The 19,967-nt window shown below is 41.9% G+C and carries 16 protein-coding genes; 5 read left to right on the top strand and 11 right to left on the bottom strand.

All coding sequences use genetic code 11. The features are described 5' to 3' along the window. Positions 1-28 precede the first annotated feature (28 nt). The 4 genes from EQO05_RS16185 to EQO05_RS01110 all read right to left on the bottom strand — a co-directional run bounded on the left by EQO05_RS16185 (position 29) and on the right by EQO05_RS01110 (position 7,098). Positions 29-3,286, bottom strand: coding sequence for an MEDS domain-containing protein (locus EQO05_RS16185; protein WP_205793646.1), 3,258 nt, complete (start codon positions 3,284-3,286; stop codon positions 29-31). 1,304 nt (positions 3,287-4,590) lie between these two features. Beyond that, positions 4,591-5,217, bottom strand: a complete 627-nt coding sequence (locus EQO05_RS01120) for a LysE family translocator (RefSeq protein ID WP_128502942.1) — start codon at positions 5,215-5,217, stop codon at positions 4,591-4,593. A gap of 328 nt (positions 5,218-5,545) precedes the next feature. Next, positions 5,546-6,298: an ABC transporter permease gene (locus tag EQO05_RS01115; protein WP_128502940.1), complete on the bottom strand. Its 753-nt coding sequence runs from the start codon at positions 6,296-6,298 to the stop codon at positions 5,546-5,548. Further along, positions 6,295-7,098, bottom strand: coding sequence for an ABC transporter ATP-binding protein (locus EQO05_RS01110; protein ID WP_128502938.1), 804 nt, complete (start codon positions 7,096-7,098; stop codon positions 6,295-6,297). The genes EQO05_RS01115 and EQO05_RS01110 overlap by 4 nt, the downstream gene beginning before the upstream one ends. Positions 7,099-7,968: 870 nt before the next feature. Between EQO05_RS01110 and htpX the strand changes: the two genes are divergently transcribed. Together htpX and EQO05_RS01100 are read left to right on the top strand one after the other, a co-directional pair. After that, entirely contained in the window at positions 7,969-8,853 is an 885-nt protein-coding gene (gene htpX / locus EQO05_RS01105) for a zinc metalloprotease HtpX (RefSeq protein ID WP_128502936.1), read from the top strand. A 54-nt stretch (positions 8,854-8,907) separates the two neighbouring features. Continuing rightward, complete coding sequence (locus EQO05_RS01100; RefSeq protein ID WP_128502934.1) at positions 8,908-9,507, top strand: hypothetical protein; 600 nt, start codon at positions 8,908-8,910, stop codon at positions 9,505-9,507. Positions 9,508-9,534: 27 nt separating this feature from the next. On the opposite strand, the gene EQO05_RS01095 is transcribed toward EQO05_RS01100, so the two are convergent. The 5 genes from EQO05_RS01095 to EQO05_RS01080 form a co-directional block, all read right to left on the bottom strand. Continuing rightward, positions 9,535-10,590, bottom strand: coding sequence for a carbohydrate kinase (locus EQO05_RS01095; RefSeq protein ID WP_128502932.1), 1,056 nt, complete (start codon positions 10,588-10,590; stop codon positions 9,535-9,537). A 1,591-nt stretch (positions 10,591-12,181) separates the two neighbouring features. Beyond that, the gene (locus EQO05_RS01090; RefSeq protein ID WP_128502930.1) at positions 12,182-12,580 is read right to left on the bottom strand and encodes a transcriptional regulator protein; all 399 of its coding nucleotides are present in this window, start codon (positions 12,578-12,580) and stop codon (positions 12,182-12,184) included. 391 nt (positions 12,581-12,971) lie between these two features. Beyond that, positions 12,972-13,142 carry a hypothetical protein gene (locus tag EQO05_RS15335; RefSeq protein WP_164888432.1) on the bottom strand — a complete coding sequence of 57 codons (171 nt, stop codon included), beginning with the start codon at positions 13,140-13,142 and terminating at the stop codon, positions 12,972-12,974. A 684-nt stretch (positions 13,143-13,826) separates the two neighbouring features. Next, the gene (locus EQO05_RS01085) at positions 13,827-14,207 is read right to left on the bottom strand and encodes a VOC family protein (protein ID WP_370273515.1); all 381 of its coding nucleotides are present in this window, start codon (positions 14,205-14,207) and stop codon (positions 13,827-13,829) included. A 157-nt stretch (positions 14,208-14,364) separates the two neighbouring features. Beyond that, positions 14,365-14,958: an undecaprenyl-diphosphatase gene (locus EQO05_RS01080; protein ID WP_128503146.1), complete on the bottom strand. Its 594-nt coding sequence runs from the start codon at positions 14,956-14,958 to the stop codon at positions 14,365-14,367. A 339-nt stretch (positions 14,959-15,297) separates the two neighbouring features. Here EQO05_RS01080 and EQO05_RS01075 point away from each other — a divergent pair, with 339 nt between their 5' ends. Beyond that, positions 15,298-15,612: a DUF3303 domain-containing protein gene (locus tag EQO05_RS01075; protein WP_128502928.1), complete on the top strand. Its 315-nt coding sequence runs from the start codon at positions 15,298-15,300 to the stop codon at positions 15,610-15,612. Positions 15,613-15,663: 51 nt separating this feature from the next. On the opposite strand, the gene EQO05_RS01070 is transcribed toward EQO05_RS01075, so the two are convergent. Both EQO05_RS01070 and EQO05_RS01065 read right to left on the bottom strand, forming a co-directional pair. Continuing rightward, positions 15,664-16,287: a LysE family translocator gene (locus EQO05_RS01070; RefSeq protein WP_240664256.1), complete on the bottom strand. Its 624-nt coding sequence runs from the start codon at positions 16,285-16,287 to the stop codon at positions 15,664-15,666. 117 nt (positions 16,288-16,404) lie between these two features. Further along, positions 16,405-17,184: an alpha/beta fold hydrolase gene (locus EQO05_RS01065; RefSeq protein ID WP_128502924.1), complete on the bottom strand. Its 780-nt coding sequence runs from the start codon at positions 17,182-17,184 to the stop codon at positions 16,405-16,407. Positions 17,185-17,433: 249 nt separating this feature from the next. Between EQO05_RS01065 and EQO05_RS01060 the strand changes: the two genes are divergently transcribed. Together EQO05_RS01060 and EQO05_RS01055 are read left to right on the top strand one after the other, a co-directional pair. Continuing rightward, entirely contained in the window at positions 17,434-18,660 is a 1,227-nt protein-coding gene (locus EQO05_RS01060) for a multidrug effflux MFS transporter (protein WP_128502922.1), read from the top strand. Positions 18,661-18,957: 297 nt separating this feature from the next. After that, complete coding sequence (locus tag EQO05_RS01055; protein ID WP_128502920.1) at positions 18,958-19,908, top strand: hypothetical protein; 951 nt, start codon at positions 18,958-18,960, stop codon at positions 19,906-19,908. Positions 19,909-19,967: the final 59 nt, after the last annotated feature.

Raw genomic sequence — 19,967 nt, 5'->3', positions numbered from 1 at the left:
GGGTCAGGGTTGGCGCTGACATACTTATTCACCTTTTTTCTGTCACTGTGAACCTTATAATGAATTCTGTCCCATTGTTTTTTTTCAGTTCAATTGTTCCATCTAACTGGTCTACAAGGGAAATTACAAGCTGAAGCCCAAGGCTATCAAGATCCTCAATTTCAAGGTTTTCAGGTATACCTTTCCCATCATCTGCGATGGTCAGAGTAAAACTGGCACTTTTACAGCCTTTGTTTTCGCTTTCTTCTCTGCTGTTTATGCATTCCCGGTTTTCGGTTCTATGAAGCTTGATTTGAATTGTTCCTTTGTTCCTGTCCGGAAACGCATGTTTGAGGGAGTTGGAAACGAGCTCATTAACAATTATTCCCAGTGGGACAGCAGTGTCCATGTTAAAGAATGCATCTTCTTCCAGATCCACGTCTAAGTTAATATCCAGGTTTCCAAGCCTGTATGTCTGGAAAAGGTTCTCAGCGAGCTTCTCGATATATGGCGAAAAGTTCAGCGTTTCGAACCCTTCGACTTTATACAGTTCCTCGTGAATAAGCGACATAGATGTTACTCTGTCCTGGCTTTCTCTGAAGGCTTCCAGAACCTCCGAGTCCTTAATGCATTCTCTATTTCTGAACTGGTCAGCCTGCAGGTCCAGCAGGGAAGAAATTACCTGAAGGTTATTCTTTATTCTGTGATGAATTTCCTTCTGGCGGAAAATATCTGCTTTTGCCAGTGTTTCTTCTGCCTTTTTTCTCTGTAGTGCCTGCGTCACAGCCGGTGCAATTGCTTCAAGGTCCTCCTGCTGCTCATGGCTATAGCCGCCTTCACGATTTGCGACTACGATCAAGCCCACCGCTTTCCCATTCTGAACAAGGGGGACGCCAAGTAATGACGTAATCGGGGGATGACCTTGAGGCAGACCAATACTTTTTGGATGTGACTGCGGGTCATTGGTGAAGAAACTCTTTTCTGTATCAATTACACAGCCATACAGTCCGTGCAGGATAAAATCTCCAGGAGGACGTCGATGCCCGGTCTTATCATACATAAGGCACTGTTTCCATCCTGTATCGCTTATTGCGATGTCATGTAACAGCCCGTCTGCACCCACCTGACCAATGAAACCAATTTGACTGCCGGTTATTTCTATCACTACCGATAGACAGGCATTCCCCAACGCCTCTTCTGTTTCAGCCTTAACTACACTGCCGAAGATCCTGTTAATTCCTTTGAGAATCCAGTTATATCTGAGTATCTTTTGCTCTTCTTGCTTGCGCTCGGTGATGTTGGTGGCGGTACCGAACCATTCAACTATTTCTCCATTTGCATCAAGAATAGGAATCGCACGCGAGAGTGTCCATCCAATGCTGCCGTCTGCTTGCCTGACCCGGTGCTCCAGTTCGAAAACGCTTTTCGTCCGAATGGCTTCATTGATCACGGCTATCACGTACGGCTGATCTTCAGGGAGGATGTATTCCTGAAGCCAGGTAGGGTTCAGTTTTTCCGTATCTGTGAGAAAACCCCGGCCACAAAGCCGGTTCATATATCTCCAATCAGGGCTCATGCGGTATATCATTTCCGAACTGGCTGTCACAAGAGCCCGGAAGCGCGCCTCACTCTTCCGCAACGCCTCATCAGCTCGTTTTCTCTCAGTGAAGTCCGTCAGAAAGCTGCGGTAGTGGAGCAGATTGCCCGCAGTGTCGAATACCGGCTGCACGAAGACTTCAATGGGCACACGTGTGCTGTCCTTGCGGAGGTATTCCTTCTCATAGCGGGCGGGTTGCCGGGTGTGGAGAGCCTCAGCCAGGCGTTCAGCTTCCTGCTCGCGCCATTCGGGAGGGGTAAGATCTTCGTTCCAGGTTAGTTGCTTCTGGATCAGTTCTTCGCGGCTGTAGCCTGTGAGGTCAATAAACGCCTGGTTGAACATAAGCAGCCTGCCATCCGGCGAGCCGACGCCGAAGGGGACGCTGGCCTTCTCCACAACGTCAGCCAGAAATCTTTCGCGTTCTGTCGCCTGATGTAGTGCTTCCTCGATTTGCGCCCGCTCAATAATATCGGCCGCATTACGGGCGAGAAGGTCAAGCAGATGAAGAGCTCGGTCATCCGGTCGATGTGGCGTCTTGTAATGCGTTGAAAACATGCCAAGAAGCCTTCCTGACCTGCTCACCAGCGGGGTAGACTGAACCGCTCGCACGCCGGCTTTAAGCTGGATTTCCAGGGCCGGAGAGCCGGCGAAGATAGGACTCTGTTCAACATCTTCGACAATAACCCTTTCTCCGCGCTCGAGTGCCGTGCCACAGGTTCCCCTCCCTTCATAAACGTTGTTCCAGAAGTCCAGCCACCACTCCGGGAACCCTCGCTGCGCCACGATCTTAAGACCGGATGATTCTGGGTCCAGTCGCTGGATATTGCCGAAGTCAGCCCCTGAAATGGCGATCGCCGCGTCTACGATCTCGGCAAGGACCGGTTCAAGATTGCCTTCACGTACGAACAGTGTGCCGAGTTTTTGCAACCTCGTCATGATGTCCAGGTTGCCTACAAGCTGTTTCTCGTTCTCCTTTAACGCATCTTCGACTTGCTTGCGCTCAGCCAGTTCCATTTTAAGGTTTTCAATCTCATCAAAGTCAAGGGTAGAGTGGATGGTCTGATTGATTGATCCGGTTGTTTCGCAGATAACATCTTTCCTATCGAGCCCGGTAATAATTTTCCGCGCCGAATTTTCTATTTGCTTCCATTTTCTCCCTTCTTTGACCAGAGCGAATTGATGGTTTGCGGCAATATTGATAATTTCGATTGTATTATGTTTATCGAGGGGATAGGTACACAGAGCTATTACTGGATACTTGCCTATAATAAAATCCAGTTCTTTCTCATAATTAATGAAATAATCAAAATTTTCCTTTTCAAGCCAGCAAGTGATCTCCATAGTTCTTAGCCCTTCATAGCCATCGTCCAGAGCCTTGTTAAGTTTTTCAGTCCAGCAATCCTGAACTTTTTTAGAATTAAAGGTACCTTCTTTTAAGTGCCAATCAGTATCAGGAATTATTTCGATCTGATTCCTTTTCAAATAAACATCAAAATCAGGGATAGCCTTCCTCAGAGCTTCTTTTGCTTCTTCCCCATTTAGAGATCCTGAAGTAATCCAGATGCAGAATTCATTATTTTCCAGTCCTGCTTTAAAATAAGGGATGGCTACGTCCGTTAGTTCTTCATTTGTCCGATAGAACTGGCAGAAATGTGTTCCCCAGGGTATATCTCCAACAATATCAACACCGGAAGCTCTATTGGAATTCATTTTTTCTCCTGTGAAAATACGATGTCGAAAGTTTTGTCTCAGTGTCTTAATTTATTTATGGCTACAGCTTTTATTTTATCTAATCCTAAATGTATTTTTGGAAACCCGATTTTATTTCTTTATATAATTGTTTACTCATAAATGAGTTACTGATATAATTAATATAGGGAGTCCTTTATAAATCTGCGTTCAGGTTTATGCATATCAAAAAGTTTTGTCGAAGGGATCATCGCAATAATTTTAAGATACGTTCCGACAAAACCCTGAAGCTTGCAGGTGGAGAATCGGAACAAATATCTTTTTGTCTTAATTTTAATTTAGAAGATCTTTAACTGGAGGATATATCAGTCTACTAGGATATATCAGTCTACTAGGATATATCAGTCTACTAGCAGACTGATAACAAATATATTTGGAACAAGTCGAAAATATTGAAAACTGAAGATGTAAGAGTATATTGAAAGCATCGAAATATAATGTAAGAAGAAAACCGGAAATGCTGATACTGTATCCCCGGTACAGTTTCTCCGAAGTTATGCTCCCAAGGCATACTTTCCGAGGAAAGATCAGCGGCTCAGATGATTGTTTTATTGAGGATTTTTTGATTGAGGATTTTTTTATTGAAAGATGATTCCCCAAACCATATTCAGACTGGACTTCCTAACTCCAGAATATAATAGAAACAAATTATTTTAAATTAATTATACAAAAAATTGTTTTTAAACAAAAAATCGTCCTGTATATTTTGTTTTAATATCGTTATAATTTTTAATATAATATAATTCTTCAATTATATTAAAAATTCAACTCAGAACCAATGTTTCGTATCGTTTATGATATATATAACCGGGCCATTATAAAGGTACAGATTAAGAGTAATAGGGTTTCCTCTTAATCTTTGTGTTGGATCGCAGGTAGGGACCTGAGAATAGGGACTCAGACTCTACCATCTACTTCTAAACTGATTTTCAGAGCATTGATTTCAGACAATTGATTCTTTTCTTAATTTTGAATACTTCTGAATTATTGTTGTAAAACAAGCTGAAGCTGTGTTGCGAGTTTTTTGCCTAGGCTCTGATCGCTGTCCGGTTCCGCATGTGACAATAACAGTAGAGATGACTAATAATCTTTTACGGGTCAGGATACAGGACAGTTTAAGTAGTCCTGTTTTTCGTTCGAACTCAACAGAAGGTATTACTTACTCAGTTTGCCTATGTAGATCGGAAGTAGGCTTGAGTTAATAGGTTTCAGATCTTTTAATTACTACCTTAATCTATTGTGAAATTGAAAACAAAAAACTAAAATTATATTACATTGAATGATTCAAGACCCATTTTTATAAAAGCAAGTCCGAATACGATCTGTGCAATTCCCAGCATATGAATGATCAAAAAATAATATTTGCTGTTGATAAAAGACTTTGATTTCTCTACAATTAGTGTTATAACGATTTTTGAGCCTACGAGAAAGCTATAAAAACCCAGTATGAATAAAATTGTAGCTGAAATGTGAGCGTGCAGGCTCTTAAAAATTATCGGCCCGCCTATCGAGATCCAGAAGATATATGGGTGTGGGTTCCCGAAGTTAACAATAATTCCCTTTTTAAGGGCATCTTTTTTTTCTACGTTTAATTCAATACTATCCGGTCTGGTTTTCAGGGCTTCCACTCCTGAATATATGAGATAGGAAGCCCCGGAAAATGCAATAATACCGATAATAGAACTATAATTTGTCAAATGCGACAGAAAATATAAAATGAATAAAATTATTGGCAGATCCGTAATCAGGGGAGATATTGCAACCTTTATACCTTCCCATTTGCCGTGCTGTAGAGTTTCGGAAATGGTTACAGCCAGCAGGGGGCCCGGAGACATACCTGCTGCAAGACCGAGAAAAGCTCCCAGGAATAAGAATTCGCTAAAATCCAGCATCTGCAATGCCTCATTTTTTCATATGCCAATTTAAAAAATCATGTCAATTTAAAGAATCTTTTCACACGTCAATTCAAAGGATCTGCTGTAAATACTGAGTAATGTCGTGTAAGCCGTAAATTCCGGATACGATTAATAGCTATCGGATTTAAGGTATATAATAATACGATAACGATGTAGAATAAACATTAATGCTATATATAATACTTTGATTCATGCGGAACTTTGGGCTTCAAACCCGTATTTCGGAAGGAAGAAGGCGCTTACGCTGCAAGCTTCGAGAAAAGATAACAAGCCTTTTCAAAAAAGGCTTGAGCGAAAAAGACGCTTAGGCCTCAAGCTTCGAGAAAAGTACTGTCCCGATTGCGCAAACGAGAACTGAGAGTAAACCTATTACTGCCAGGTCATTATAGACTCCATATGTACTCATTCCGACAAGGGCTCCCCTTAAGCCGTCCACCCCGTAGGTCAGGGGATCGATCCTGCTTATGAAATAAATCGGCGACGGCAGGTTTTCAAGGGGGAAGAGGGCGCCGGACAGAAAGAAGATGGGCATAATCAGGAAATTCATGATGAGCTGGAAACCGTGCATATCTTTCATTTTTGAGGCAATGGCAAGGCCGAGGCCCGTAAAGAAGACCGCTATCAGGAACATAAAGACCAGCCCGAGCCCGAGGCTTGCGAGATCAGGAATCCTGAACCCGAGCACATAAGTCAGGCTCAGCACGATCAGGCCCTGGATCATGGCTATGGTTGCGCCTCCAAGGGTTTTTCCAATCATTATTTCTGTCCTTGAGATCGGGGCTACGAGTGTTTCTTTGAGAAAGCCGAACTGCCTGTCCCAGATTACCTCAAGCCCTGAAAAAACAGCAGTAAACAGAATCGACATGGAAACAATTCCCGGCGCAAGGAAATCCATGTAGTTTGCCCCGCCGCTTGCCCGCGTATACATGGGGCCGAATCCGAACCCGAATGTCACCAGGAAGAGCAGGGGCTGCCCGAGAGAACCCAGCAACCTGGCTTTGGAGCGCCAGTAGTGTTTTATCTGCCTGAGCCAGAGGACATAGATTACCTCGATCAATTCCTCTTCCTCCTTCTCATGCCCCTTATCGTTCGCGCTTTAACTCCAGACCCGTTATTCTCATCCCTGATATCCCTCCCTGTCAATTTCAGAAAAGCCTCTTCCAGAGATTCGGTTTCTGTCCGTCTCTTTATTTCTTCAACAGTACCGGATTCTATAATTTTTCCGTGATCAATAATTGCGATCTGGTCTGCAATTGCTTCGGCTTCTTCCATATAGTGCGTGGTAAGAAAAATTGTCATTCCTTTTTCCTGATTCAGGCTCTTGATGTGGTTCCAGATTGAGTTTCGGGTCTGAGGGTCAAGCCCTACTGTCGGTTCGTCGAGAAAAAGGATTTTTGGATAATGGACAAGCGCCCGCGCAATCTCAAGCCTGCGCTTCATTCCGCCTGAATACTTTTTAACATAATCTTCCCGCCTGTCCCAGAGCCCGACAATCTCCAGGGCTTTTCGGATTCTTTCAGCCCTCTCTTTTTTGGGGACTTTGTAGATTACGGCATGATAAACAATGTTCTCGTAAGCTGTCAGCTCGTCGTCAAGGCTGTGATCCTGGAAGACTATCCCGAAAGATGCGCGAGCCCTGTCCTGTTCTTTGAGTGCATCGAAACCGTTAATGCTTATTTCCCCTGATGTGGGCTTAAGGACGGTTGTGAGCATTTTAATGGTTGTGGATTTGCCTGCCCCGTTTGGCCCGAGAAAAGCAAATATCGAACCGGTCTTAACATTGAAGCTTATATCTTTCACAGCCGTAAAATCATCGAATTTTTTTGTAAGGGATTGGACTGAGAGTATATTTTGCATGGCTGGACCCGTAACTTTTTTTCAATAAGGAAAGACTAATTTTTAACAGGAGATGCCAATTTTAATAAGAGAGTCTAATGACAGAATTTACTTCTGATAGCAGTCTCCTAATTCCTGCCGCCCGGGGAGATTCTGCAGGAAAGGCATCTTTTTTCAGATGAGTCTCATCGTATTCTCCATAGATGAATGCAGAATTTATAAACCCTATTATTCAGTTTTATAAATTTTATTTCGTATTCTTATACCAATTTGTATAAATTTAAACTTCTTATCCGTTTGTAAGTCTATCAGAGAAATTACATATCAATTATAAATATTCTGCTATTTTTCATACGCCAGATCTCCAGTTGTATTGTTCGCGTCTGAACCTTTTGCTATTCTTTAAAGTTTTTTATTCTATCTGGCAAATTAATTTTTCAGTTTATCCCCTTCTTTTTACTCTGTCTGGTAAGTTAGCTTCCCGGATTTTATCTCTTCCTTCGATTCGATCTGATAAACGCTATCCTTGAGCTAATCTCTTAAACAATCTCTTGAAACCGCAGGAATTCTGAGTTATTTCGTAAGGGGAAAGAATTTTAATCTTTGAGGAAATATTTTATTGGATATATATAGCTGAGCTAATCTTCGTCTCCAAGGTGAAAATCAGGCTATATCATGCTCTTGCTGCCTTTGTTTAGACTCCTCTTTCAATTTACCTGTGTATAGTGCAAATATTTGATCTGGAGGTTAACCACCTGTAAGTTTATCTACTGGGACCTGGCTTTTATTAACGTATGCATAATTATAATTTAACTCAGATTTAATTACAATTTAACTTCATTTAACTGCAATTTTATTCACTCTCTCAATCAAATTAAGGAGCTGTAATCAATGAAACGAAAGTGGCAACGGGACTTGGGACTTCAGGGACGGATGATTTTCACAATGTTTCTTCTGGCAGTAGTTTACCTTTTTTTCCTGGCGTTTCTCTCGTACTACGGAACGCCTCCGGTTTTTATGGTTCTGTTTGTCGGGTTTTTCATGGCTATACAATATTTTTATTCGGACAAACTGGTACTTATGTCAACCGGAGCGCATGTTGTTTCTGAAAGTGAAGCTCCGCAACTGCACGGAATGATCACCAGGCTCTGCGCAATAGCTGATCTCCCGAAACCTCAGGTGGCAATTGTCAAATCTCAGATCCCGAATGCCTTTGCGACAGGCCGGAGCCAGAATAAAGCAGTCGTTGCAGTTACGACAGGGATTCTGGATAAGCTCTCCCCAGCCGAACTTGAAGCCGTGCTTGCCCATGAACTCAGTCATGTCAAGAACAGGGACATGGCTGTGATGACAATTGCCAGCTTCATCTCGACTCTAGCTTTCTACTTTATGCGCTACAGCTTATATTTCGGAGGTATGGGAGGAGACCGGCGGCGGGATGGCGGAGGCATTATATTTATCTGGCTGGTTTCAATTGCGGTCTGGATTGTCAGTTTCATACTGATTCGTGCCCTTTCCCGCTACCGAGAGTATGCTGCAGACCGGGGCGCAGCCGTTATTACCGGTCAGCCGTCTGTTCTCGCATCTGCCCTCATGAAGATAAGCGGGGTTATGGCGAGGGTTCCGAGCCAGGACCTCAGGTCAGTAGAAGGAATGAATGCCTTTTTCACGGTGCCTGCACTCTCAGGTTCTTCTATAATGGATATTTTCTCCACCCATCCGTCCGTTGAAAAAAGAATAGCAAGACTTGAAAAAATGCAGCAGGACATGGCTTAAACAGGTATAAATCAACAGAATACCTTCAGGTATGAGTAAGTAAGGAGAAATTAAATGGGTTTCCGGGATTTTATGGATGCGGTTCTCGGGAGGAGCAGGCTCCCGAAAGCAAAAACCGACAAGCTCTTTGCAATCTCCACGGCAAGCATTACTCTGGAAAGCAGCCTGAACCTGAAACCATCAGGAGCTGCAGGGATTTGCTTTAAGCCTATAGGGGCTTCCGCGTACGAATCTGCGCGAAAAGAGATTCAGGAACTTCTGGAATACAGCTCAAAGGAAACAAAAACCGAATTCAGGCTTGAGAAAGATGAATTTAACTTCCTGTGGGCTATTTTCAAAGACCCGGACTTTGAGGATCTTGTTGCAAGCATTCACCTTGTAAGTGAGACCCTTGAAGAGCACGGCTTTGGCGAACAGCTTCTCTGTGCCATTTACAGGTTTGACAGCGAGCCCGAAGCCGGAAAATCCGGCGGCGGAAAAGCAGTTTACTGGATCTACAATTTTAAGCAGGGAACCTATTATCCCTTTGTCCCGCTATCAGGCAAGCAGAGAGACAACCCCTTTGAGTTCAGGCTAAGGGCAGAAATGGAGAGGGAAATGCCTGTCGAAAAAAATGTAGAAAAATGGTTTCCTCTCTGGGGAATTCCTTTTTAATATTGCTGTATCAATTAGTTGAAATATTTAATTTCTAACCGAGCTTAAATCCAATCCCCAGGCTTTGAGTTTTTCCCTGAGCTCTTCTGAGTATTCGGGCACAGAACCCGGTTTTGATGCAACATATGTCCCAAGAATGGAGGCTATTGACGCGGCTTTCGAGACACCTTGCCCTGAGAGGCAGGCATAAAGGAAACCTGCGGAAAAGGCATCTCCCGCTCCTACGGTATCCGCAACCCTTACAGGAGTAGCTTCTACCTCCTCATAAACGCCTTTATGGTAAACAGCAGCTCCCCTTGGACCTTTTGTTATACAGATTACGGATATTCCGGGGTATTTTCCCGTAAGGAACCGGCAAAAGACTTCGTAGGAGCAGAAAGGTTTGCAGGGGTCTGCAATATCGGAAATCAGGTTTGAGAGCCAATCGGCTTCTTCTTCGTTCATTTTTAATATTGTCGTGTGTTCAAGGGAGAACAGTATCCACTCTTTTTTGTAAAATCCGGTTCTCAGGTTTATGTCGTAAAAGAAATGCTTTGACCTTATTTCCGAAAGCAGCCTTTCCAGAGTTTTGCGGTTTTCTTCCGTCCTCTGGGCAAGGGTGCCAAAGCAGAAAACGTCCCATTCCTCTCCTGAAAGAGCCCTGAATTTCTCTTCATCCGGCGTAATTGCATCCCAGGCAACGCCTTCGTTAATCGTAAAAACCGGGATTCCTTCAGCCTGAAGTTCGACAGTAACCGTCCCTGTGGGCTTTTTTTCATCAATAAGGATATATGAAGTGTCAATTCCCATTGCTCTAGCCCTTGCGAGCAGGATTTCGCCAAGTTTATCCTTCCCCACTGCCGTGATCACAGCGGGTTTTGCTCCCAATTTTGCGAGATGGGCTGCAAGGTTCAGCGGAGCTCCCCCAAGGTGGGCTGAATCTTTGATAATATCAAAAAGGGCTTCCCCGAAGGTGAGGGCTTTAATGGGCTTAATATGCCTGAAATGAGAGCTTTTGCCTGCTCTGGTATTGTATGCTATATCATGGCTGACAGTAGTTTCACTGTTGATTACTGGATCAGAAAGTTTGAAGCTTCTGAGCATGAAATTCTCCCTGAGAACTACGGATACTTGAAAAAGCACATGCATGAAAAAAGCATGGCTGTAAAGTCAAAGAGCGTACTCTGGTTCATCATTACAGCAGACTTCTACCTTTTGCGAAGTGGTGCACGAAACCTTTCGCCGAACTTACTAAATGGGATATTTACGATTACTATGATTTTTTGGAAAAGAAAGGATATGAAGTTAATGGAAAGCACCGAAAATACTCAGAGGCTTCATTATTTGCCCTTAAAGCTTCAATAAAATTCTGTTAAAAGATCTGTACCCTGAAGCTGTAGGCAGTTTGGAACTGAAAAAGGAGAAGATAGCAAAAAGAGTCCTTTATTCTGTCCTCGCCTGAATTTCAATATAAAAAGCAAGCAATTATAAGCACTAATAAGGCGAGAAAGTTTTAAGGATCGCTTAATACGTTTCCTATGGCTCCAGAGAGTGAGAACCAGAACCGAAATAATGATAATTGTACAGAGCCTGTAACTGCTTTCAATGTTTTATTGTTCTGTTCATCTTGAAACTGGAATAAAATATGGAAGAGATGGGTGAAATAAGCTGTCAGTAATGAAATTTCCAATGAGCAGATAAGATCTACAGATGGGATGTGCTCAGTCATATCCTCGATATTTATATATGATGAAGTATATTAGAGTCCTGGGCATCTGGAAGGTCATTAAAGACTTGTTTTTAACTCTTTTTAATAACCACCCCATACCCCCCAACTCCCCAATATCCAGATGCCCAACCCCCACATATCGTTAACAATCCTTTTTCAGCCGAGTTTTAAAAGATGTCTCGATTAATTAAGTTCCTATAGAAGTTCTAAAAATACTAAAAGAAGCTGTAGTATTGAGGTTTTATTAGCCTATCACAAAACTCAAAAATGCTTCTCTTAATCTTGATTTAGAATAATCAATGAGGTACTGGTCATTGGAAATCTTTCTGAAAAAAATTAAAATAGGATGAAATTAGTTTACTATCAGTTTGTTCGATCCCAGAAAAAAGAAGCCTATTTCATTCAACTCTAAAAAATCTCTTTTCACATTATTATTTCTCTCTCGCATCCTATGCAAACCACATCTGCCATAGTACTGGGGTGCTTAATACAAAGTCCTCCGTATTTGCATGGAATTATTAATTTTCCTTTATTTACCAAATTGCTCTTATTTCTCTTTTTTTTTATCATCATTTCCCCGATTCTACCTCTCTAACTCGTTGTGCCATCTTATTAAGCTGCTCCTGTCGTCTGGCAATGTCATCTTAAGCTTCTTCATCTCTCTTCCTGCTCTGTGCTCTTCTTTAGCTTTTCAGGCTCCTGAGATGAAAGATAATATTATCCTTCCAGTCAGTTTAACATGATACTAAGCTACCATTTAAGTGAAGCTCGGGATAAGGATAGGTATTTTGACTGCACTAAGACCTTGCCTGTCGAAGGATCAGCTGACACATTAAAGATAAGCAGATAGAAAAGCTAAGTGAGAATATGCATAATCAGGCGGTCTGTATTAAATGTTTTTTCCATAATAGTGAATTCCCAAAAAGGATTGTCAGCCATTATGGAATTAACCTTGTTCGAAATCCTTCACTTTGAGGAAGTGAGAGACACCGTTTTACTCATCAGTTTCAGCCTCTTGATTGCTGAGATGGTTGCCTGAGATTCTTTGTAAATCTTGTCCTCATAATAGCTTATTATCTTATCAACGGGGGCTGCGAGAGTATAAATTTGCATCGGTCGCCCTTTCCCAGGCTTTTTTTCTGAGCGCACACTAACCCAGGACTGATTGTGCATTAACCTTATTGCAAGACTAATTTCAGGTTGTCTTAATCCGGTACTGATTTCAATTTCCTGGGACGTAGCTTCGTCTACATTCATAAGATATGCCATGGTTGTAGCGACATTTCTGGACATCCCAAGAGTTTTTAGCGTTTCAATAAAAATAAGGTCGTTTTCGTCCAGTACTTTTATTTCAGAATCTTTCATGATAACCTCTGATATTTTAGTTTTATGAATCGTTGAAAAATAATAACCATTAATACTACGGCTCTGCCACAATGGAGAAAAGGGAGCTGGGGCGAAGTCATAGTATCAAATATTCATACCATAATTATAACTGTATAAAACAAACAAGTATAAAAAACTTGTCAAGTTTTTGATACTTTGATTACATTTTATGTTTTTTCACTTAAAAAAACAGATTCAAACACTCGTCAATCATGAATCAATTGGAGCGTCAGGGAATAAAAAGTTTGGTCGAAATTCTGGTAATTTAATTTTCAGTGACCAATTTTTGATTAGTCACCAAACTCGATTCCATCTTAATAAATACAAGTTTGAATATCCAGAAGAAAAGAATAGGAAAAAATATCTTCTTTTAATTATCGCACTCGATCTGATGAATCAAGTCACTTGTATACGCTTCAGACAGATATACATTCGGGTTGCATGGCGTGACTTTTACCAGTCTCCCAAATCGTGAGACGTACATGTCAGAACCGTGTGAAGTTCTCACTTTCGTAAAAGTATATCCTTTTGAAAAAATCATTTTTTACCTCCAGCATTTAATATGTCAGGCTATACATATTAAGATTTTTTTACCTATCAATCGTTACATATTATGGTTAGAAAATATTGAAAGTATTCAATAGCTCTAATTTCCTTGTTTATAGGAGATACAAACACTTTCCCACACAAAATGAAATGATTCAAGTCTCTAATAAACCTGTTTTTCCTATATCTTGTATAGTTTTCGTATGCAGAGTAAACACTTTGTATATTTTTAAGTCTATATTCTTCTTTACAATAATATTTAAAAAATGAAATTATATGATTTAGTGTGGAGGAAACATGAGTAAGAAATCGAATAGAGATAACCGAGCAAATCAGCTCAATCCAGAAAATGAAGCTTATTCAAAGAGTCGAGAACAGGAGAAGGCAAATAGGACAATCGAGCAAATCAGCTCAATCCAGAAAATGAAGCTTATTCAAAGAGTCGATCCAAGCCTAAAAAATGATGTTTTGTAGTTTATATTTCTTTTGCATTTAGACGGCAATATTTAGTTTTACACTGTTTCATAAAATTTCACAATCTCTTTTTAACTGCGATATCTATTAAGTTTCAAAAATGAGCTCCTGAAAAATACGCTTTTACAAAATACGCTTTTACGCATCGAATCAGGATAGACCGGATAAGATTTCAGGATGAGTAAGAAAAAGTAGTAAAAAGAGATTATCTGGCGTCCTTGTCAGACTGCATTACCCCGAATATGTTTTTTTCGGTATCGAGACAGTAAGCGTACCAGCCGACGCCACGTATGGGCTTCTTTTCCATAGTTACTGTACCGCCGTGCTTCTGTATCCTTCTAAGGTATTCATCTATGTTCGGAATGTCTATTGTGCAGATGTAGGTGCTTATCGGAGCATCCGCTCCCGGTTCCCCTCCCTGCCTTTTCATCAGGCCGCCATCGATTCCCGGCTCTTCCTGCTCGCCGGTTATAATGTTCCAGTACTCCATCGAACCTTCTGATCTCTCTATCTTCCAGCTGAATACAGTTTCATAAAACTTTTTAGCTCTCTCGACGTTCCCTGCAGATATTTCAAAGTGGATCACTCTTGGCGTGATGATTACCCCCTCTCTCAATTTATGATTTATATGGTACTATATATTAGTTTAAAGTTTGCACTTTGCAGATAGAAATTCTTCACCCTCAGGATACAAACAACTTCTTTCCGGAGTATTTTGATGGAAAAAGCTTTTCCGAAATTTATTATGAAGATTTTAAACCATTTTTTTTGACTTTCTCCTTAATATTCTCAAAGTAAGAAATCAATATCCTGTTAAAAGGAATCAGATACTTTTTCAGGGCCAGCAATATACCCATTGAAAGTAAAGCCGCAAGTAAAGAGCCTGCAATGTCCATAGGAAAATGCAGCCCGGAATAAACTCTAGCAAGCCCGCTAATGCATGAAAGCATTAAAAACACCACGCCAGTACGCCTTAATTCTTTAAATGCCAGAAGCATGAGTGAAAGCGAAAACATTATAGTCGCATGGTCGGATGGGAATGAAGATTCGGATGCATGCGCGATAAGCAGGGTTCCGGTAGGGATCATGAAGGGCCTGGGGTGAAAATAAAACAGGGTAATGAAAACATTTATTCCCATACCAAGCAGAGCTGCATATCCTGTAAACAAAATCTCTTGAAGATGCTGGTTTTTCACAAGCCACAGGTATGCTAGATAAGCACCGAAAATATAAATGACATATTTTGCTGCAAATATCACAGTACTGTCAAGAGCAGGGCTTTTTCCAGCCATACCGTTGATAATATGAAATAGTGTAAGGTTCGGGTCCGTTATCATAAAGTTCATTCCGGAGCATAAGAATTTGACTTACATTATCTTCTACCATTAACTGGCTTTTGGTTGTCTACTCTGATGGCTAATACTTGAAACCGTGTGGCTGGCACTTTAAACCAACAGGCATGAGGTTTTTCCAGCGAGTTAACTTTTTTCTGTTTCGGGTCTCAGGTGATTCGGAGCAAAATTGGAAGATAACTCTTTTAATTTACTTTCCAATTCACTTTTATAATCTACTTTTAATTTACCCACTGGTCTTTCTACAAAATGTTTATAAGCTTTATATGCAATAATAAACATAACCAAATAATTTAAACTGTATAATCAATAGTCAGATCAGGAATGAAGAGCATGCTATTGTTAGATATAACAACATTTGACCCTGAAAATACCATGGAGCTGTTTAAACGATGGGAGCATGTGGAAAAAACATATTCCCAAGATGGCTTAAAAGTCATTAATCAATGGTTTGATGCAGGTGGCGGGCGTGTGGTTACTCTATTTGACGTGGAAACTGTCAAAGATTACCTGGCTTACAATCTACCGTTTACCGATTTATGCCAGATCGATGTGTTTCCTGTGATAGAGGCAGAAGACTTTAAGAAATTCGCAGTAAAGCAGATGCAAAAATTAAATAACTCGGATAGTCAGTTATAACTCACTATCGTTATGCTGACTATCCGGTTACGTTGAATGATAACCTTTTACTTATTTGTGAGATAGAGCAAGTTTAATTCCAATGGATGCGAAAATTCCGGCTTTTCCCCAGTTAATATATTTCCCGATTCCTGGTTTTTGTATTATTTTCTCGCCGACTGTTCCGGCAAAGGCGGAGATTGTGGAAAAGATCAACCAGGCCTGAACCATGAAAACTATTCCCAGAAATATCATTTGTGCCGGGATATTTCCTGCATTTATGTTTACGAACTGGGGCAGGAAGGCGAGAAAGAAGAGCGCGACTTTAGGATTTAAGATATTCATAAAAACTCCGCGCCTGTAAAGGGCAGGGATATCGGCTTCCCGGACTGGAGCAGATGATATCAATTCGTCGCGTTCCTTTAAGGCATGCCAGGCAAGGTAGAGCAAATAGGCTGCACCTGCGTATTTCACGATTTCAAAAGCAAGAGCTGATTTATAAACCAGAGCTGAAATCCCAAGCGCGGCTGCGGTGGTGTGGGCAAGTACGCCTGTGCAGAGCCCGGATGCGGTTGCAATCCCTGCTTTCCTGCCCTGAGAAATGCTCTGGGTCAGTACGAATAAGATGTCAGGACCCGGAAGAAGCGTAAGTGCAGCAGAGGCTGCAATAAAATAAATTAGCTGAGACTGTTCCATCAGGTTTCTCACTTTTCCCTTTTAGTTGAGTGGAATAAAGGCTCTAGCTTATAATCTAAGCCTGTTAATAACCAATTTACAGATGAGAGCACAACCAGTTACAAAAACTAATTTTATTTAAACCTCTTTCTTCAGTAGCCTGTAAAAGCTCTCCTTTGCCTCTCTCTCAATCCACGGTTTGTGCCCGCACTTCTCCAGCAAAATGAACCTGAAATCCTTTAAAGTCCGGGAAAGAGGTTCTCGAACTCCTTCAAAAGGATGGGAGTCGTAATTACCATGAATTGCAACCACCGGGCAGTGAAGTTCTTTCCCCAGTTCAAGCAGTTTCCCGCGGCTTCTTAATTCATTTGCCTCTTCCCACACGCCTTTGAAAATCTCATAGCTGCACTCAAGCAGCTCGTCTTCATGCGGAAGGGGATCATAAGCATCGGCTTTCGAGATTAATTTCCCAAAACTGCACAGGATCTCATTTAGATTTTTAGCTGAAGGATCACTGAGGGCTTCAGTCAGGTGGAGGAAATCTTTCCGATCCTGCCCTCCAAGCCTGTTTATGCGGATTTTTGTTATATTTGCAGCGTATTTCTCTTCGTAGGGACCACTCCCGATAAGTATGAGTTTTTTTACGAACTGCGGATACCGGGCAGTAAAGATAAAGCTGAGCATGGCTCCCCAGGAGAAACCGATTAACGTAACCGGCGTGCTGCCGTATTCTTCCAGAACTTTTCTGATCTCCCCCACCTGCCCTTCAAGGGTTACTGCAGTTTGAAGCGGCTCGAGCACGCCTCCAGAAACAGAGAGTTCTTCTGCAACAGGCGCCATTTCTCCCGCAGCGCCCGGGCCGCCGTGGATAACGGCAAGCCTGAAAGGAGAGGTTCCGTATTTTCGCAGGTTTTTCATGCTTACCCGGTTCAAACTATTTTGATTTCAATAGATAGCTTTTTTGATTTTTGCAGTTCAGCCTCTTTGATTATGCATTAACTTTATCAATCCGGGTATACTGACAACTTTTATAAACCCCTCTGTTCTTTGGCTATCTATTCTATCTACTCCAGTTATCCTTTTATACAGGTTTATTCTGTTATCATCAATTCATCCTGTGTTAGTTTGTTATTAAATTCAATAAGTAAAACGTAAAAGGACCCTGCCATGCATTTTCAAAAAGAAAAACATAACTTTAAAGGTAACCAGAACGGAAACCTGCGAGATAATCTGAAGGGAACAGTGCCGCTGCTAGCTCTTTTAACGGCTTTTCCCGCAATGTCAACAGATATGATGCTCCCTGCTCTTCCTTCTCTTGCCGAAACCTGGAATCAGCCCCTCTCAGTGATCAACCTGACCCTGGTTTGCTTCTTCGTTACCTATGGTTTTTTCCTTCTATTCTATGGTCCGATTTCCGACAGGTTTGGCCGCCGCAGACCTCTGCTATTCGGGCTTGCAGTATACATAGCTGCAAGTTTTCTCTGTGCTCTGGCGTCAAGCGCATCCATGTTAATATTCTCTCGCATGCTCCAGGCAGCAGGAGCTGCCGCAAGCTCTTCTCTCTCAATGGCAATGACCAGGGATATTTTCTCAGGGCAGGAAAGGGAGAGAGTTCTGGCCTATACAGCCGTTATAATGGCAATTGCCCCCATGCTCGCCCCTGTAATCGGGGGCTGGATCCTTGTTGACTTTTCCTGGCCCTGGATTTTTGTTATTCAGGCCTTTATGGGAGGAGTCGGGCTGCTAGGGGTATTTCGCTTTCCCGAGACTCTGTCCTCGGTATCGAATACTCCTTTTTCCAGAGTAATGCATGCATACGGCCGGCTCATGCTCAATCCCCTCTACCTGGTAATGGTTCTGGTAATGTCAATCAGCCTTTTTCCTCTTTACAGTTTTATTGCAGGCTCCTCTACCATCTATGTTACCGGATTCGGGCTCACCGAGCAAAAGTACAGCTACTTCTTTGCTTTCAATGCGCTTGCGATTATGGTCGGCTCCATTACCTGTCTAAGGTTAAGAAGGGTTCTTAGTTCCGGGAAGCTGATAACCATGGGTTTTGCAGGAATCTTCCTGGGCGGGATCCTTCTTCTTACAACCGGACAGCACAGCCCATGGAGCTTTGCCCTGTCAATGTTCCTTATCACCTTTTCGGTGGGCATTAGCCGCCCCCCGAGCAACAACCTTGTGCTGGAACAGGTCGACAGGGATACGGGTTCGGCTTCTTCCCTGCTGATTTTCACCTATTTCACTCTCGGGGCTGCAGGCATGTGGTTTATCTCCCTTGAATGGGCGGATAAGATTCCTGTGCTCGGAACTATTGCACTGGGTTGCGGAGCCCTTGTGCTTGTTACATGGTTTATTTTACAGAAAAAAGGAATTAAGGGAACTGTCTGAACAGGAAACTTCTGATTTTTTATTTTTTCCGATTTTCAGTTTCCTCGATTTTCAGTTTCCTATTCCTTATCAGAATTTCTATTTTGGAGTTTCAAGTAGACTTCTCTGAGTTCTGAATTATCTCAAATTTTTGACCTGACAGTTTGCAAAATAAGCCAAACTTATTTATTATTTTTATACTATATTGTAATATTACAGCAAGCTACCTGGTATCCTCTTAACTTTTAAGATTTGACATATTATTCGTAACACTGATAGTGTCACAGCTTATTGATATTTACTGGAGTTGAGGGTTTAATGAATAAGCAAAAGGTCATACTAATACTATTATTACTTCTTCCTCTCCTTTTTGTACTGCGTTTCTACGTCCCTTTTTTAATAATAGGTTTGATTGACAGTTCCCGGTACTATACCTGGGAGAAAGTTGATATCGGTTCTTTTGATTACAATTCCGTACTTACGAAAGCGGAGAAAGCTGGTTATGAGGTGGAAGGCTCCTGGCCCTGGCCCGGAAGTTTTTCAGGCTTTGATCCCGGTGATGTCCCGGAAGTCCGGGAAAGTTTCGGAGGTGCTGCTCGTGTGCAGGATATAAGGTTTAATTATAATAGTTACTCCGAGCTTACGGTTTTCATTTGTGAAGAAGGATCGGAAGCCAGAACCTGTGTGGCGATTTCGAACTTCAGCCACTCCGACCCCGGATCTCCCTTACAGATTTCGGAGCTTCCGGATGACTCATGGATGCTTGAAAAATTCGGGCTTCTCTTCAGTCTGGATGAAAAAGCTTCGGAAAATTATCTTGGGGCTCTGAAAAAAGCAGCACAAAACCAGACCTGGAACGCTGAAATACAGGTGAATGAATCTCCGGATTTTCCGGGTGTATATGCCTATCTCATGGAAAACAGTGACTATTCCAGTCACGGGTCACCTATGGGTATTTATGCGTACTCGACAGCAGGTTCGGACAGAGAAGAAGTTTTTTATAAGGACGGAAACCGGCTGGGTTCGGTAAGATATTTTATCCCGGAGGCGAGGATAATGACTTATGATAATGGGAACAGGTACATAGTTGAACTGGATGCTTCAGGTGATGTCAGACTGGATACCATAATGCCACCTGGAAGCAGTGGAGAAACGATACCTGAAGATGAGTACAGGGCAGTTTTCAGGGAAATATTTAAGGATCTGGGACTTTCTCCTGAAGCTGTGGACAGATTTAACTTTTTTGCCAGTTCTTCACGGATATGGTGAAACTGCCTGAGTTTAAGTAATTTTTTCCTTAAATTTTATTATTTTTCCCTTTAATTTCT

The organism is Methanosarcina sp. MSH10X1 (assembly GCF_004099695.1).
Lineage (GTDB): Archaea > Halobacteriota > Methanosarcinia > Methanosarcinales > Methanosarcinaceae > Methanosarcina.
This window is presented reverse-complemented; position numbering and strand designations above follow the sequence as displayed.

Bases quoted from the DNA above. Each gene is read 5' to 3' on its own strand.
- EQO05_RS01090 (WP_128502930.1), bottom strand. From the start codon at position 12,580: ATGAAAGATTCTGAAATAAAAGTACTGGACGAAAACGACCTTATTTTT.
- EQO05_RS15335 (WP_164888432.1), bottom strand. From the start codon at position 13,142: ATGATTTTTTCAAAAGGATATACTTTTACGAAAGTGAGAACTTCACAC.
- EQO05_RS01080 (WP_128503146.1), bottom strand. From the start codon at position 14,958: ATGATAACGGACCCGAACCTTACACTATTTCATATTATCAACGGTATG.
- EQO05_RS01055 (WP_128502920.1), top strand. From the start codon at position 18,958: ATGAATAAGCAAAAGGTCATACTAATACTATTATTACTTCTTCCTCTC.
- EQO05_RS01110 (WP_128502938.1), bottom strand. From the start codon at position 7,098: ATGCAAAATATACTCTCAGTCCAATCCCTTACAAAAAAATTCGATGAT.
- EQO05_RS01065 (WP_128502924.1), bottom strand. From the start codon at position 17,184: ATGAAAAACCTGCGAAAATACGGAACCTCTCCTTTCAGGCTTGCCGTT.
- EQO05_RS01060 (WP_128502922.1), top strand. From the start codon at position 17,434: ATGCATTTTCAAAAAGAAAAACATAACTTTAAAGGTAACCAGAACGGA.
- EQO05_RS01070 (WP_240664256.1), bottom strand. From the start codon at position 16,287: ATGGAACAGTCTCAGCTAATTTATTTTATTGCAGCCTCTGCTGCACTT.
- EQO05_RS01100 (WP_128502934.1), top strand. From the start codon at position 8,908: ATGGGTTTCCGGGATTTTATGGATGCGGTTCTCGGGAGGAGCAGGCTC.
- htpX (WP_128502936.1), top strand. From the start codon at position 7,969: ATGAAACGAAAGTGGCAACGGGACTTGGGACTTCAGGGACGGATGATT.
- EQO05_RS01075 (WP_128502928.1), top strand. From the start codon at position 15,298: ATGAAGAGCATGCTATTGTTAGATATAACAACATTTGACCCTGAAAAT.
- EQO05_RS16185 (WP_205793646.1), bottom strand. From the start codon at position 3,286: ATGAATTCCAATAGAGCTTCCGGTGTTGATATTGTTGGAGATATACCC.
- EQO05_RS01095 (WP_128502932.1), bottom strand. From the start codon at position 10,590: ATGCTCAGAAGCTTCAAACTTTCTGATCCAGTAATCAACAGTGAAACT.
- EQO05_RS01120 (WP_128502942.1), bottom strand. From the start codon at position 5,217: ATGCTGGATTTTAGCGAATTCTTATTCCTGGGAGCTTTTCTCGGTCTT.